The 13830-nt window shown below is 70.0% G+C and carries 15 protein-coding genes; 3 read left to right on the top strand and 12 right to left on the bottom strand.

Annotated elements, in window-relative coordinates; genetic code table 11:
- Positions 1 to 95: 95 nt before the first annotated feature.
- The gene (locus tag AB0M51_RS36805; RefSeq protein ID WP_344191048.1) at positions 96 to 722 is read right to left on the bottom strand and encodes a DUF2461 domain-containing protein; all 627 of its coding nucleotides are present in this window, start codon (positions 720 to 722) and stop codon (positions 96 to 98) included.
- A gap of 42 nt (positions 723 to 764) precedes the next feature.
- Here AB0M51_RS36805 and AB0M51_RS36800 point away from each other — a divergent pair, with 42 nt between their 5' ends.
- The gene (locus AB0M51_RS36800; RefSeq protein ID WP_363752840.1) at positions 765 to 1715 is read left to right on the top strand and encodes a zinc-binding dehydrogenase; all 951 of its coding nucleotides are present in this window, start codon (positions 765 to 767) and stop codon (positions 1713 to 1715) included.
- On the opposite strand, the gene AB0M51_RS36795 is transcribed toward AB0M51_RS36800, so the two are convergent.
- The 3 genes from AB0M51_RS36795 to AB0M51_RS36785 all read right to left on the bottom strand — a co-directional run bounded on the left by AB0M51_RS36795 (position 1705) and on the right by AB0M51_RS36785 (position 3614).
- Complete coding sequence (locus tag AB0M51_RS36795) at positions 1705 to 2817, bottom strand: epoxide hydrolase family protein (RefSeq protein WP_363752837.1); 1113 nt, start codon at positions 2815 to 2817, stop codon at positions 1705 to 1707. The two genes, AB0M51_RS36800 and AB0M51_RS36795, sit on opposite strands and share 11 nt — an antisense overlap.
- 28 nt (positions 2818 to 2845) lie before the next feature.
- Positions 2846 to 3148 (bottom strand): hypothetical protein, encoded by a 303-nt coding sequence (locus tag AB0M51_RS36790; protein WP_363752834.1) that lies wholly within the window; start codon positions 3146 to 3148, stop codon positions 2846 to 2848.
- A 190-nt stretch (positions 3149 to 3338) separates the two neighbouring features.
- A complete protein-coding gene (locus AB0M51_RS36785) occupies positions 3339 to 3614 on the bottom strand; it encodes a DUF1905 domain-containing protein (protein WP_344191056.1) in 276 nt (91 codons plus the stop codon).
- Positions 3615 to 3680: 66 nt separating this feature from the next.
- On the opposite strand from AB0M51_RS36785, the gene AB0M51_RS36780 reads away from it, so the two are divergent.
- Complete coding sequence (locus AB0M51_RS36780) at positions 3681 to 4199, top strand: GNAT family N-acetyltransferase (RefSeq protein WP_363752830.1); 519 nt, start codon at positions 3681 to 3683, stop codon at positions 4197 to 4199.
- On the opposite strand, the gene AB0M51_RS36775 is transcribed toward AB0M51_RS36780, so the two are convergent.
- The 8 genes from AB0M51_RS36775 to AB0M51_RS36740 form a co-directional block, all read right to left on the bottom strand.
- Complete coding sequence (locus tag AB0M51_RS36775; protein ID WP_363752827.1) at positions 4153 to 5127, bottom strand: cation diffusion facilitator family transporter; 975 nt, start codon at positions 5125 to 5127, stop codon at positions 4153 to 4155. The genes AB0M51_RS36780 and AB0M51_RS36775 overlap by 47 nt on opposite strands.
- A complete protein-coding gene (locus tag AB0M51_RS36770; protein WP_344191062.1) occupies positions 5124 to 5543 on the bottom strand; it encodes a metalloregulator ArsR/SmtB family transcription factor in 420 nt (139 codons plus the stop codon). The genes AB0M51_RS36775 and AB0M51_RS36770 overlap by 4 nt, the downstream gene beginning before the upstream one ends.
- 50 nt (positions 5544 to 5593) lie before the next feature.
- The gene (locus AB0M51_RS36765) at positions 5594 to 6226 is read right to left on the bottom strand and encodes a response regulator transcription factor (protein WP_363752823.1); all 633 of its coding nucleotides are present in this window, start codon (positions 6224 to 6226) and stop codon (positions 5594 to 5596) included.
- Positions 6223 to 7374 (bottom strand): histidine kinase, encoded by a 1152-nt coding sequence (locus tag AB0M51_RS36760; protein ID WP_363752820.1) that lies wholly within the window; start codon positions 7372 to 7374, stop codon positions 6223 to 6225. Before AB0M51_RS36760 ends, AB0M51_RS36765 begins: the two co-directional genes overlap by 4 nt.
- Before the next feature lie 8 nt (positions 7375 to 7382).
- The gene (locus AB0M51_RS36755; protein WP_363752817.1) at positions 7383 to 7865 is read right to left on the bottom strand and encodes a hypothetical protein; all 483 of its coding nucleotides are present in this window, start codon (positions 7863 to 7865) and stop codon (positions 7383 to 7385) included.
- Positions 7866 to 7982: 117 nt separating this feature from the next.
- Positions 7983 to 9584 carry an ABC-F family ATP-binding cassette domain-containing protein gene (locus AB0M51_RS36750; RefSeq protein ID WP_363752814.1) on the bottom strand — a complete coding sequence of 534 codons (1602 nt, stop codon included), beginning with the start codon at positions 9582 to 9584 and terminating at the stop codon, positions 7983 to 7985.
- A 117-nt stretch (positions 9585 to 9701) separates the two neighbouring features.
- The gene (locus tag AB0M51_RS36745) at positions 9702 to 11117 is read right to left on the bottom strand and encodes a HAMP domain-containing sensor histidine kinase (RefSeq protein WP_344191073.1); all 1416 of its coding nucleotides are present in this window, start codon (positions 11115 to 11117) and stop codon (positions 9702 to 9704) included.
- 2 nt (positions 11118 to 11119) lie between these two features.
- Complete coding sequence (locus AB0M51_RS36740) at positions 11120 to 11803, bottom strand: response regulator transcription factor (RefSeq protein WP_363752810.1); 684 nt, start codon at positions 11801 to 11803, stop codon at positions 11120 to 11122.
- 166 nt (positions 11804 to 11969) lie between these two features.
- Here AB0M51_RS36740 and AB0M51_RS36735 point away from each other — a divergent pair, with 166 nt between their 5' ends.
- A complete protein-coding gene (locus tag AB0M51_RS36735) occupies positions 11970 to 13757 on the top strand; it encodes an ABC transporter substrate-binding protein (RefSeq protein ID WP_344191077.1) in 1788 nt (595 codons plus the stop codon).
- The last annotated feature ends 73 nt before the right edge of the window (positions 13758 to 13830 follow it).

Below are 13830 nucleotides of genomic sequence, written 5' to 3'. Positions count from 1 at the left end.
AATGCGCCGCCGCTTCGCCTCCCTACGCATCACGAACGAGCCGGTATGTCCGGATGCCCCGGAGTCGTGACCGGATCCCGCTCCGGTCGCTTCGGTCAGGTGTTGTCGGTGAGCCAGGTGATGAGGGGTTTGGTGGCTTGCCAGTCGGTGCGGATCTGGGTGGTGAGGGCGGGGGTGTGGATGAAGGGGTCGAAGCCGTAGTTCTTGCCTACGTTGAGGGATTTGTGGCGGAGGAGGTCTATCCGGGGGTGGTCGGGGTCGTAGCCGCGGGGGCTGGTTTTGAGTTTTTCGCCGCCGACGGTCCAGCCGGCCTTGGTGAGGGTGGCGAGGATCTTCTCGAGCTGTTTGCCGCGGCGGTCGTCGGCGATGGCCGTGCGGACCCGGGCCAGCCGGTCGGAGGCGGCCTCGTAGAAGCCGGCGCCGACGCGGACGCCGGGGGCGGAGACCTGGACGTACCAGCCGGTGGCGGGTGCGACCGCGACGTACGCGCCCTGGTGGGTCTTGTACGGCGTCTTGTCCTTCGCGAAGCGGACGTCGCGGTACGGACGGAAGAGCTTCGCGGTACCGAACTCCTCCTCGAGTTCCGCCATCAGCTCCGCCATCGGGGCCCGCACCGACTCCTCGTAGACGTGCTTGTGCGCCGTCCAGAAGCTCTTGGTGTTGTCCATTTCGAGATCGTCGTAGAAATCCAGCGCGGCAGCCGGGAAACCGGTAAAACTCATGTGGTAACGATAGTTCGCCCAGCAGATCGGACCGGAACCCCTATGCGCGCGATCCAGGTCACCGAGTTCGGCGGCCCCGAGGTACTCGTCCCGGCGGAGGTCGAGCGGCCCGTCGCCGGCCGGAACCAGTTGCTCGTCGAGGTGACTGCGGCGGGCGTGAACTTCGCCGACACGCACCGCACCGACGGCTCGTACCGCGGCGGTGTGACGCTGCCGTTCGTGCCGGGCGTGGAGATCGTCGGCCGGACGTCGGCCGGCCGCCGGATCCTGGCCCCGATCTTCGCGTCCGGCGGCGGGTACGCCGAGTACGCGGTCGCGCCGAAGGACCGCGCCGTCGACGTACCCGACGAGGTCACCGACGGGCAGGCGCTCGCGTTGCTGATCCAGGGCCTGACGGCGTGGCACGTACTGCGGAAGAGCGCCCGGATGGACTGCGGCGACACCGTGCTGGTGAACGCCGCCGCGGGTGGGGTCGGCTCGCTCGCGATCCAGCTCGCCAAGCACTTCGGCGCCGACCGGGTGATCGCGGCGGCGTCCACGCCCGCGAAACGCGAGCTGGCGCTGGAGCTCGGTGCTGATGTTGCCGTGGACAACGACCTGGACGGCTATGTGGAACGGGTCCGAACGGCCGCGGGCGGCGGTGTCGACATCGTCCTGGATCCCACCGGCGGGGCGGCGACGCAGGCCGGGCTCGACTGCCTGGCGGACTTCGGCCGGCTGGTGAACTACGGCAACGCCGGGCGTGACGGGCGGCCGCCGATCGACCCGAGTGCGCTTGCCCAACGCAACCTTTCGGTGGCCGGCTTCTGGCTCGTGCCGGCGATGAACCTGCCCGGGATGTACGAACACCCGCTGACCGCGATGCTCGATCTCACCGCCCGCAAGCAACTCCGCCCGCTCGTCGGCGGCGAGTACCCGCTGGAGGAGGCCCGCCGTTCGCACGAGGATCTGCTGGCCCGCCGGACCACCGGGAAGCTGATCCTCAAGCCCTGAAGAACGCGCGGATGTCGGCGGCCAGCACCTCCGGCTGCTCCAGCGCGGCGAAGTGCCCGCCGTGCGGATGCGATGTCCAGCGCACGATGTTGTTGGTCTGCTCGGCCTTGTGCCGCAGCGGGATGAAGTTCTCGTGCGCCAGGTCGAGCAGCGCGGTCGGCGTCCGCGACGGCTCGGGCGGCTGACCCCAGTAGGCCGCGTGCGCGCGCTCGTAGTAGATCGCGCCGGACGACCCGCCGGTCCGGGTCAGCCAGTACAGCATCACGTTGGTGAGCAGGATGTCGCGGTCGATCGGGGTGTCCGACCAGGTCGCGAACTTCTCCGCGATCCACGCCAACTGCCCGGCCGGCGAGTCCGTCAGCGCGTACGCCAGCGTCTGCGGCCGCGTCGACTGCAGGTCGGCGTACCCCTGCTGCTCCGCCGCGAACTCCTGCTGCCGCCGCCACGACGCCCACGTCCGCTCCTGCTCGGCGCCGGACAGCCCGGCAAGCTCCGCGGCGGAAGGCTCGGACGTCGCACCCGCGCCCGGGATCAGATTCAGGTGTACGCCGAGCACGCGCTCCGGATCGATCCGCCCGACCTCACGCGAGATCGCGGCGCCCCAGTCGCCGCCCTGTACGCCGTATCGCTCGTACCCGAGCCGCGTCATCAGCGAGGTCCACGCGCGGGCCACCCGCTGGTACTCCCAGCCGGCCTCCCGGGTCGGGCCGGACAGCGTGAACCCGGGAATGGTCGGCAGGATCAGGTGGAAGTCGCTCAGCAACGGGGCGACGTACGTGAACTCGACGATCGATCCGGGCCAGCCGTGCGTCAGCACCAGAGGGATCGCGTCCGGCGACGTCGACGGGAGGTGCGCGAAGTGCACGGTCGCGCCGTCGATGACCGTCGTGTACTGCGGCCACGTGTTCAAGCGGGCTTCAGCCGCACGCCAGTCGTACTCGTCCCGCCAGTACGCGAGCAGGTCCCGCAGGTAATCGAGCGGTACGCCGCGCGACCAGCCGGCGCCGGGCAGCTCCGACGGCCACCGCACCAGGTCCAGCCGCAGGCGCAGGTCGTCCAGCTCGGTCTCCGGCACGTCCAGCCGGAACGGTTCGATGGTCACCGCCGCACTGTGCCACAGAACGTGCGGATCAGGCGGTGACTTTCTGCTGCCCCCGGTCGCTGAGCATCTTCACCGCGATCGCCCCGATCAGGCACAGCACACCCGCGACGATGACCATCGTCGTCAAGGTGCTGGCACTGTTCAGCGCGTTGTCGCAGGACATCGGAGTGATCCCGCCGGCCGGCCGGAACGCCGAACCGCAACTCGTCCCACCGGAGGAGACCGTCCGGAACCCGAGCAGCGCGCCGCCGAGCAGCAGCACCGCCCCGAGAACGCCGAGCACCTTGTTCAGCACGGTCACGGAACTTCCGGACCCGTTGATGTTGGGCATGCCAACGGCATGCCGGCTGCGCCCCGTAGCACTTCGTTCACTCCTCTTCGTCGGACCACCCGGTCCGAACTTACGGTCCGGCCGGAAGGATCCCCACCCCGAGCAGCGGGTCAGCACCGATTCTTCACAGAGTCCTTACTCAGAACATGACCCGCTGTGACGGTGATCTCAGATCAAATGGAAGTCACTTTCACCCGAGACGTTCTTCCAGATGCACGGTGACCGGGTCCCCCGGCTGCTTGCCGAGCCGCGCCCGCAGCGCGGCCTTCACCGGAAGCTTGTGGGTTCCGTCACCGAGCGCCATGAACGAACTCTCGAACGGGTGCCCGTCCATCGTGCCGCGGACCTTGACCAGCCCGCGGGTCCCGAAGTACTCGGCCGAACCCGGCATCTGCACGTAGGTCCAGCCACCCTTGGCGTCGCTCTTCAGCAGCGGCGCGGTGAACGTCTTGTCCAGCTTGCTCATCGTGAGCTCCTCTCTACACCACTGGGTAGAGGCTGCCGTCGGGATTTCGACACTATTCTGGACATCGTGCAGCTCACGATCCGCCGGGCCGGGCGGGACGACGTACCGGCGGTTCTGGGTCTTCTCGACGGGGCGACGGAGTGGCTGGTCGCCCGCGGGCGGACCGGACAGTGGGGTACGGAGCCGCACTCGACCAGCCCGCGCCGGATCGAGCAGGTCACCGGCTTCGCGGACGACGGCGGGATGTGGGTCGCCGAGGCCGACGGCCGGGTGGTCGGGGCGCTTGCGGTCGGCGCCGCGCTGGACTACGTGCCGCGCGCGGCCGAGCCCGAGCTGTACGTGCGGCTGCTCGTCACCGAACGCGCCTCCGCCGGGCAGAACCTCGGAGGCACGCTGCTCGATCACGCCCGCGAACTGGCCCGCGCCGACGGTGTCCGGCTGCTGCGCGTCGACTGCTTCGCGGGCGACGATCAGGCGCTCGTCCGGTACTACGAGCGGCAGGGGTTCACGCGGGACGCCGAGTTCGCCGTACCGCGGGTCAATGCGCCGGACTGGCCGGGTCAGGTGCTGGCGCAGCGGTTGTAGGCGACCGGTGCACGGCGCCGTGCGCGTCGGCGCAGTGCTCCTCGGCGCGGTCCGCCGTCGCGTGGTCGACCTGGAGCGTGGAGTGCGTCAGCTGGTGGCGCTCGGCAAGCACCTCCTCGATCCGGATCCGGATCTGGTGGCAGTCGAGGCCCTCCGCGACCAGGATGTGCGCGGACGCGGCCGGCTCGCCGGACGTGATCTCCCAGACGTGCAGGTCGTGGACCTCGACGACACCCGGCACCGCGCACAGCTCGGCGCCGAGCGCCTGCGGGTCGATCGCGGCCGGCGCGGCCTCGAGGAAGATCCGGCCGGAGTCGCGGACCAGCCCGATGCCGGCCTTCAGCATCAGTACGGCGACCACGAACGCGGCGATCGCGTCCGCGCGGGTGAACCCGGTGAGCAGCACGACCAGACCGGCGATCGCGGTCGCGACGAACGCGAACAGGTCGTTGAGGATGTGCTGGAACGCGCCCTCGACGTTCAGGCTGGTGCGGTTCGCCTTGCTGATCAGCCAGGTGGCGAGGAGGTTCACCACGATGCCGGCCAGGCCGGTGATCAGGACCAGCGCGCCCTGGACCTCGGGCGGGTGGATCAGCCGGTTGATCGCCTCGTACACGAAGTACGCGGCGAGCAGCAGCAGCGTGATGCCGTTCGCCTGCGCGGACAGGATCTCGACGCGTTTGAAGCCGTAGGTGAAACCGCCGCGCGGAGGTTTCGCGGCGAGGCGGATCGCGAGCAGGGCGAGGGCGATCGCGATCGCGTCGGTGAGCATGTGGGCGGCGTCGGTGACCAGCGCCAGCGAGCCGGCCGCGAGTCCGACGATCACCTCGGCGACCATGAAGCCGAGGATCAGCGCGAGGGCGCCGCTGAGGAGTTTGCGGTCGGCGGCCGCGTTGACGGCGTGACCGTGCCCGTGACCGGCGCTCACGCTTCGACCCTCTCCGGATGGCCGTTCTTTTCCGGATGGATGGCGTCCGTGTGCTCGGTGTGCGCGACGGCGAGATCCAGCAGCATCCGCACGTGCGCGTCGTCGAGCCGGTAGAAGGCGTTCCGCCCGTCCCGGCGTACGGCGACCACACGGTGCGCACGCAGCAGCCGGAGCGCGTGCGAGGTCGCGGACTCGCTGAGCCCGGTGATCGCGGCCAGATCGCAGACGCACAACTCCCCGTCGAGCAACGCCACCAGCAGCTTCAACCGCCGCGGATCCCCCAGCAACCCGAACACGTCCGCCGTGTCGACGATGTCCTGCTCCCCCGGCATCCTGGCATCAACACTCGCCACCCGCTCCGGATCCACCAACCGAACCCGACAGGCATCCTGCTGAACATCTGCAGAACTCTTCATATATTCACGGTAGAGCAGTCCCTCGCGGCCCGCAACCGCAACACCGTGCGTCAGGCGAGGCCTAGGCGGTAGGCGTAGGCGACGGCTTGGGCTCGGTCGCGGAGGTTGGCTTTGGCGAAGAGGTGGTTGATGTGGGTTTTGACCGTGGCTTCGCTGACCACCAGGTGGCGGGCGATCTCGGTGTTGGAGAGGCCCTCGGCGATCAGGCGGAGGACTTCCAGTTCTCGGGGGGTGAGGCCTGAGTCCGTGACCGGCTTCGGAGCGGTCGTGGTGCCTTCGATCAGGCGGCGCTGGACGTCGGCGTCGAGGATGGACTGGCCGTCGGCGGCCGCTTCCAGGGCGCGGCCGATGGATTCGGCGTCGGCGTCCTTGGTGAGGAAGCCGCGGGCGCCGGCGCGCAGCGCGGACAGGACGGAGTCGTCGTCACTGTACGTCGTCAGCACCACGACCTCGGTCCGCGGGTGTTCCGTGCGTACGATCCGGGTCGCCTCCACACCGTCCATGGTCGGCATCCGAAGATCCACCAGCAGTACGTCGGGATCGTGCTCCGCGACCAGGGCGACGGCTTCCCGGCCGTCGGACGCGGCCGCGATCACGTCGATCCCGGGCAGCAGTTTCAGCAACGTGACCAACCCGTCCCGGACCACGGTCTGGTCGTCGGCGACCACCACTCGCAAGCTCACGCAGGCACCTTCAGTTCTACCCGCCAGCCCGTGGATGTCGGGCCGGCCTCCAGTGATCCGCCGACCAGGTCGGCACGTTCGCGCATCCCGAGCAGACCATAGCCGCCCGGCGCCGCCCGTTCCGGGCGCTTGTCCTGTTCGTCGTCCACGGTCAACTCAACCACCGGGCCGTACGACAGTCGCACCCGCACCGGCGCCCCCGGCGCATGCTTGCGGATGTTCGCCAGCGACTCCTGCAGCGTCCGGTACAGCGTGCTCAGGACCTCCGCCGGCAACTCCCGCTCCGCGCCGTCCACCTCGAAGACCGCGGCAGCCCCGCTCTCCAGCCGGTACGCCGTGACCAGATCGGCAAGCGCCCGTACGTCCGGAACCGCGTCCTCCCGCAGCGCCGCGACCGCCCGCCGCGCCTCGGCCAGCCCCTCAGCGGCCAGCCCCTGCGCCCGCGTCACCTGCTCGATCGCCTCCGGCGACGCCCCGTCCCGGACCAGCATCAGCCGCGCCCCCTGCAGGCTCAGCGACAACCCGGCCAGGGAGTGCGCCAGTACGTCGTGCACGTCGCGGGCGATCCGCGCCCGCTCGGCCAGCGCAGCGGCCCGGCCGTGCTCCTCGATCGCGGCCTGCTTCCGGGCCAGCGACACCTCGAGCTCCTCGAGCCGCTGTTCCCGCGACCGCCGGTTGATCGCCGCGAGCGTCAGCGCGATCACCCCGAACGCCGCGCCGAACGACCCCGGCAGCGAGTGCGTGGTCAGGTACAGCGGCACGCTCGCCCCGACGATGCTCGCTCCGACGATCACCCATTCCAGCGGCTTCGCGCGGAAGTACCGGACCGCGGCCCGGCTGGCCCAGAACGGGATGACGAGCATCGCGCTGGACGGCAGTACGTACCAGAGCGCGGAGCCGGCGACGGTGAAGGCCAGCATTCCGTAGCCGGCCGCGCCAGGCGGTTCGCCGTACCTCAGCGGGAACAGCGAGAGGTTGCCCAGGACAACGACGGCGCCGAGCACCAGCACCACCCAGTACGGCGCCCGCCGGTCGTCGCTGTGCGCCCCGACCACCACCGAGATGATCGTGATCACGCCGGGCACCGCGCGCAGCAGCAGGCCAGGCACGGAGGAGTCCCGTACCTGGCCCGACAGCGTCCAACTCATGCTTCACATCATGCCTGCTGGGCGGCGAGCGGGACGTTCATCGCGAGCGCCCGGCGGTAGACCATCGCGTTCTGGGCGCCGATCGTGAGGCCGACGGTGAGCGCGATCGACGCCTGTCCGAAGGTGTTGTGCGGCCACAGCGCGGCCGCGGCGAAGGTCGTACCGACCCGGAAGGCGATGGTGACCAGCCAGAGTACGAGGGTCGCGGCGGTGCCCTTCTGGAAGAGTCCGCGGTCGGTCGGGCTGAGCCGGATGCTCGTGCCCCGGGCGACCCCCAGGCCGAGCAGTACGACGCCTTCGAGGACGAGGAAGCCGAGCTCGCCCGCGGTCGCGGTGTGCACAACCGAGGCCAGCGAGAGGACGCCGACGCCCAGCAGGATCACTGGCATCAGGAACAGCGACTTCGAGGTGATCAGGGAGCCGGTCACCTGCCGGCCGATCACCCGTACCAGCACCAGGACGCCAATCAGGATTCCGATCAGGGCCGACATTTCAGTTCCTTCCGAGGAGGTTCGTTGTTGGTCACAACACTCCTCGGATTCGTCCTCCCGGACGTCAGCCCGGAGGTGAGACCCGGGTGGATCCCGGGCCTCAACCCCAGGGTTGACCTACGCCAGCGAGACGAGGTCCAGGTAGTCGTCGGACCACAGGTCCTCGGTGGCGTCCGGCAGGATCAGCACACGGTCCGGGCGCAACGACTCGATCGCGCCCTCGTCGTGGGTGACCATCACGATCGCGCCCGGGTAGCTGCCGACCGCGCCGAGCACCTCGTCCCGGGAGGCCGGGTCGAGGTTGTTCGTCGGCTCGTCGAGCAGCAGCACGTTCGCGCTCGAGTGGACCAGCCCGGCCAGCGCCAGCCGTGTCTTCTCGCCGCCGGACAGGACACCGGCCGGCTTGTCCACGTCGTCGCCACTGAACAGGAACGACCCGAGCACGTTCCGCACCTCGCCGTCGGTCAGACCGGGCGCCACCGCGGCCAGGTTCTGCCGTACGGTGCCCGCCAGGTCCAGCGTGTCGTGCTCCTGGGCGAAGTACCCGAGCCGCAGGCCGTGCCCCGGTACGACGCGACCGGCGTCCGGCTGTTCCCGCCCCGCGAGGAGCCGGAGCAGCGTGGTCTTGCCGGCACCGTTCAGCCCGAGGATGACGACCCGGCTGCCGCGGTCGACGGCCAGGTCCACGCCGTCCAGCACCTGGAGGGCGCCGTACGACTTCTTCAGGCCGACCGCGGACAGCGGCGTCCGGCCGGACGGCGCCGGGGCCGGGAGGCGGATCTTCGCGACCCGGGACGCCCGCCGTACCGGCTCCAGGTCCGAGAGCAGCTTGTCCGCGCGTCGCGCCATGTTCTTGGCCGCGACCGCGGTGTTCGCACCCGCCTGCATCTTCGCCGCCTGCGTGTGCAGGGCGGCGGCCTTCCGCTCGGCGACCGCGCGCTCCCGCTGCCGCCGCCGCTCGTCCAGCTGCAGCTGTTCGAGGTACTTCGTCCAGCCGGTGTTGTGCAGGTCGATCGTCAGCCGCTGCGGGTCCAGGTGGAAGACCCGGTTGACCGTTGCCTTCAGCAACTCCCGGTCGTGGCTGATGACGATCAGGCCGCCCGGGTACCCGAGCAGGAACTGCCGCAGCCACAGCACCGAGTCCGCGTCCAGGTGGTTGGTCGGTTCGTCGAGCAGCAGCGTGTCGTGCTGCGCGAACAGGATCCGGGCCAGCTCGACGCGCCGGCGCTGCCCGCCGGACAGTTCGCCGATCGGCTGCTGCAGCGCCCGGTTCGGCAGGCCGACACCGGCCGCGAGCCGCGCCGCCTCCGCCTCGGCCGCATACCCGCCGCCCGCCTGGAACGCCGCCTCGGCGCGCGCGTACGCCGCCATCGCCTTCTCCTGGGCCGCTCCGGTCGCCGCCGTGCTCATCGCGGTCTCAGCCGCGCGCAACCGGCGGACGGCCTCGTCGAGACCGCGGGCGGACAGGATCCGGTCGGTGACGGTGATCGCGGGGTCGGCCGCCCGCGGGTCCTGCGGCAGGTAGCCGACCGACCCGGTGACGGCGATCTCCCCGGCGGCCGGACGTGCCTCGCCGGCCAGGGTCTTCATCAGCGTGGTCTTGCCGGCGCCGTTGCGGCCGACCAGCCCGACGCGGTCCCCGGCGCCGACGGTGAACGAGAGGCCGGCCAGCAGCAGCTGGGCCGCGACGCGAATATCAACACCGCGAACGGTGATCATGATGGTTACTCTCCGTGATTATTAGTAGACGCACTTCACCTGTGGGAGTGAGTGCGCCAGCTAGACACAGAGGCAAGTAGCCATGTGCCCCACGGTAACCGGAGCGGCCAACTGCCGTCAGCTGGTTTTCGCCGGCAGCTCGATGACGAACCGCGCGCCGCCGCCCGGGCGCTCGGTGACGCGGATGGTTCCGCGATGCCACTGGACGTGCCGGGCGACGATCGCCAGGCCGAGTCCGACGCCGCGGCCGCGGCCGGACGTCTCACCGCGGCCGAACCGCTCGAAGATCCGCGCCCGGTCCTCGACCGCGATCCCGGGACCGGCGTCGTCGACGGTGATCACCACGCCGAGACCGCCGGTCCGGACCCCGACGCCCTTGCAGCCGCCTGCGTGGTCCTCGGCGTTCTCGACCAGGTTCGCGACCACCCGCTCGAGCCGCCGCTTGTCGGCCTGCAGCGTGAGCCCTTCGGCTTCGTGCTCCACCTCGGTCACCTCGCGCCCGGCCGCCGCGTCGGCGGCGGCGCGCACCAGGTCGGCGATCCGGACGGTCTCCCGGCTGCCCCGGTCGCCGCCGTCGTCACGGGAGATCTCCAGCAGGTCGATCACCAGCCGCCGGAACCGGTCCAGGTCGTCGCCGAGCAGCTCGACCGGCTCCCGGACCGCGGCCGGCAGCTCGTCGCGGTGGTTCTGGATCAGCTGCATCGAGTTCAGCATCGTCATCAGCGGCGTCCGCAGCTCGTGGCTGACGTCGCCGGCGAACCGGGCGTCCGTGGCCACCCGGCGTTCCAGGTCCGCGGCCGTCCGGTTGAACGACCGGGCCAGACCGCCCAGGTCCTTGTCGTTCTCGGCCTGCAACCGGGCGTCCAGCTTGCCGTGCGCGATCGCGTCCGCGACCCCGGCGAGCTCGGCCAAGGGGCGCAGCGCGACGGTGCTCGCCAGCCGGCCGACCGCGAGGCCGATCAGCGTGGTCGCGACCGCTGCCGCGATCAGCGTGATCTTCAGCGTGTCCAGCGTGGCGTCCAGCGTCGACAGCGGATGCCACTCGAAGAACGCGTCGCCCCGGGTGCCGGCCCCGAGCGGTACGCCGACCGCGAGCACCGGCCGGCCGTTGATGTCGATCCGGCGCTGCACCGGCGTACCTCCGAGGGCGGACTGGATCAGGTCCGGCGGCAGGTCCGACGGCTTCCCGGTCAGCGCGTACCAGTGTTCGTCGACGTACAGCATCGACGCCGCCGCGTCCGTCGACGGCAGGCTGTTCAGCACCGCCATCGGGGAGACGCCCGGCTGCAGCGTCGGTTCCGGGCACTCGGTGTGTTCCCGGGCCGGCTGGCACGGATCCGGTACGCCGAACAGCCCGTACCGCAGGGCCGTCGTACTTTCCTCGGTGACGAGCTTCGCGGACTGCTCGCGCTGGTGGGTCAGGTAGTCCGAGACGACGCCCCAGGTGACCATCGCCAGTACGGCCGACAGCCCCAGGGCCAGCAGACCGTACGCCAGCATCACCCGGCCCCGGAGGGTGAATCGCCCCAGCAAGGTCAGCTCACCAGTCGGTAGCCCAGGCCACGGGCGGTGACGAGGTGCTTCGGGCTGGCCGGGTCGCGCTCGATCTTCAGCCGCAGCCGCCGGACGTGCACGTCGACGATCCGGCTGTCCCCGAAGTACCCGTAGCCCCAGACCTTCGAGAGCAGCTGCTCCCGGCTGAGAACCTTGCCCTCGGCACCGGCCAGCTCGGCGAGCAGCTTGAACTCGGTCCGGGTCAACGGCAGCACCTCGCCGTCCCGGGTCACCTCGGCGCCCGGTACGTCGATCCGCAGGTCGCCGACCGCGAGCAGGTCGGCCTGCCGCGCGTTCGCCGGCTCGACCCGGCGGAGCAGCGCCCGGATCCGGGCCGACAACTCCTTGGCAACAAGCGGTTTCGTCACGTAGTCGTCGGCGCCCGCCTCCAGACCCGCGACCACGTCGTGGCTGTCGGTGCGCGCGGTCACCATGATCACCGGCACGTCGCTGGAGCGGCGGATCTCCCGGCAGACCGTGAATCCGTCCCGGTCCGGCAGCATCAGGTCCAGCAGCACCACGTCCGGGGGCTCCCGGCGCAGCGCGGCCAGCGCGTCGTACCCGTTCGCGGCCTCCGCGACCTCGTAGCCCTCGTCCTCCAGGGCAAGTCGCAGTACCCGCCGGATCCGCGGTTCGTCGTCGACCAACAGCAGGCTGTGTGCCACAGGACCAGTGTCGCTCACCCGCGGGCTGACCGTCGGTAACGGATGTCATGAATCCGACATATTCGGGCGCGGCGCCGGTGACATCTCCTTGACGGTTCGGTGACCGGGGTTCCGGGCAGATGCGGAAGTCCTAGCTTCGGCCGTATCGAGTCCCGGAGGAGGACCAATGGCCAGAAGACGGCTCGCGGCGCTATCCCTTGCCGCGGTCGCGAGCATCACGCTCGCGGCATGTAGCAACGGCGGGAACACACCGTCCGGATCCGGCACGGCCGGCACCCCGGTCACCGGCGGCACCCTGAACATGCTCGGGACGGGCGACGTCGACTACATGGATCCCAACGTGAGCTACTACTCGATCGGCTACCTGAACCTGCGGATGTGGAGCCGCCAGCTGTTCACCTATCCGGCCGATCCCGGTAGCGACAACACCAAGCCGGTGGCCGATCTGGCCACGGACATGCCGACCACCGCGAACGGCGAGGTCAGCGGCGACGGCCTGACCTACACGATCAAGATCCGCCCGGGCGCCAAGTGGAGCACCTCCCCGGCCCGGCAGGTGACCGCGGCCGACGTGGTCCGCGGTGTCAAGCGGACCGCGAACCCGCAGCAGCCGTTCGGCGGCATCCCGGACTTCGCGAACCTGATCACCGGGTACAAGGCGTTCTCCGACGGTTTCTCGAAGGCGCCGAAGACGGTCGCCGGGATCAAGGACTACATCGAGAAGACGCCGCTGCCGGGCGTGGTCGCCAAGGACGACACCACGGTCGTGTTCCACCTGACCTCGCCGGCCACGTACTTCGTCGACATGCTGACGCTGCCGGCCTTCTCACCCGCTCCGGTCGAGTCGCTGAACTACCTCCCGGCCAGCACCGAGCTCGGTAACCACTTCCCGTCCGACGGTCCGTACAAGGTCGACTCCTGGGTTCCGACCAAGTCGATCACGTACTCCCGCAACCCCGCCTGGGACGCCGCCTCCGACCCGGTCCGCAAGGCGTACGTGGACAAGATCGTCGTGAACGAGACGGTCAGCCAGGACTCGATCCAGCAACAGCTGCAGACCGGGACCCCGACGGCCGACATGGAGTTCGACGCCGGACCGCCGCCGTCGCAGCTGCCGGCCCTGATCGCCAAGAAGGACCCGAACCTGAACCTGGGCCCGACCGCGTCCAGCAACCCGTACGTCGTCTACAACACCGCGTCGCCGAACAACAACAAGGCACTCGCGAACGTGAAGGTGCGGCAGGCGATCAGCTACGCGATCAACCGCTCCAACATCCTGCAGGTGCTCGGCGGCCCGACCATCAACCCGCCGCTGACCCAGGTGCTGCCCGACAACATCGTCGGCTCCAAGAAGAACGACCCGTATCCGTACAACCCCGACAAGGCCAAGCAGATGCTGGCCGCGGCCGGCTTCCCGAACCTGACGCTGAAGTTCCTGTACCGGAACGCCTCCGAGGGCAGCAGCAAGGCCTTCCAGACGATCCAGCAGGACCTGTCGAAGGTCGGCGTCAAGGTCGTCGGCGTACCGTCGCCGAACGCGGACTTCTACGTGAAGTACCTGCAGGTGCCGAGCGTCGCCAAGCGCGGCGTGTGGGACCTGTCGCTGGCCGGCTGGGGCGCTGACTGGTACGGCAACGCGGCGCTGTCGTTCTTCAACCCGCTGTTCTCCGGCGAGCCGTCGTTCCCGCCGATCGGCAGCAACTTCGGCCTGTACAACAGCCCGGCGACGAACAACCTGATCAACCAGGCGATCAAGGCACCGACCTTGGACCAGGCGTCCGCGGCGTGGGCCAAGGCCGACGCGCAGGTGATGGCCGACGCGCCGTTCTTCCCGCTGACCAACCCGAAGAACCCGAACTACCACGCGGCGCAGGTGCACAACGCCAACTACGTCCCCGCGATCCAGAACTTCGACCCGACCAACGTGTGGATCGACAAGGACAAGCAGGGCTGACCTGATGGCTGTGTCGCATGCCGCGCCTCCGGCGCGGGGGGCATCGGGCTTTGGCTCCCGGTCTTCCCTCGTC

It is taken from the genome of Kribbella sp. NPDC051137 (genome assembly GCF_040682535.1).
Lineage (GTDB): Bacteria > Actinomycetota > Actinomycetes > Propionibacteriales > Kribbellaceae > Kribbella > Kribbella karoonensis.
The sequence above is the reverse complement of the archived record's forward strand: the minus strand, read 5'-3'. Positions and strand labels throughout refer to the sequence as shown.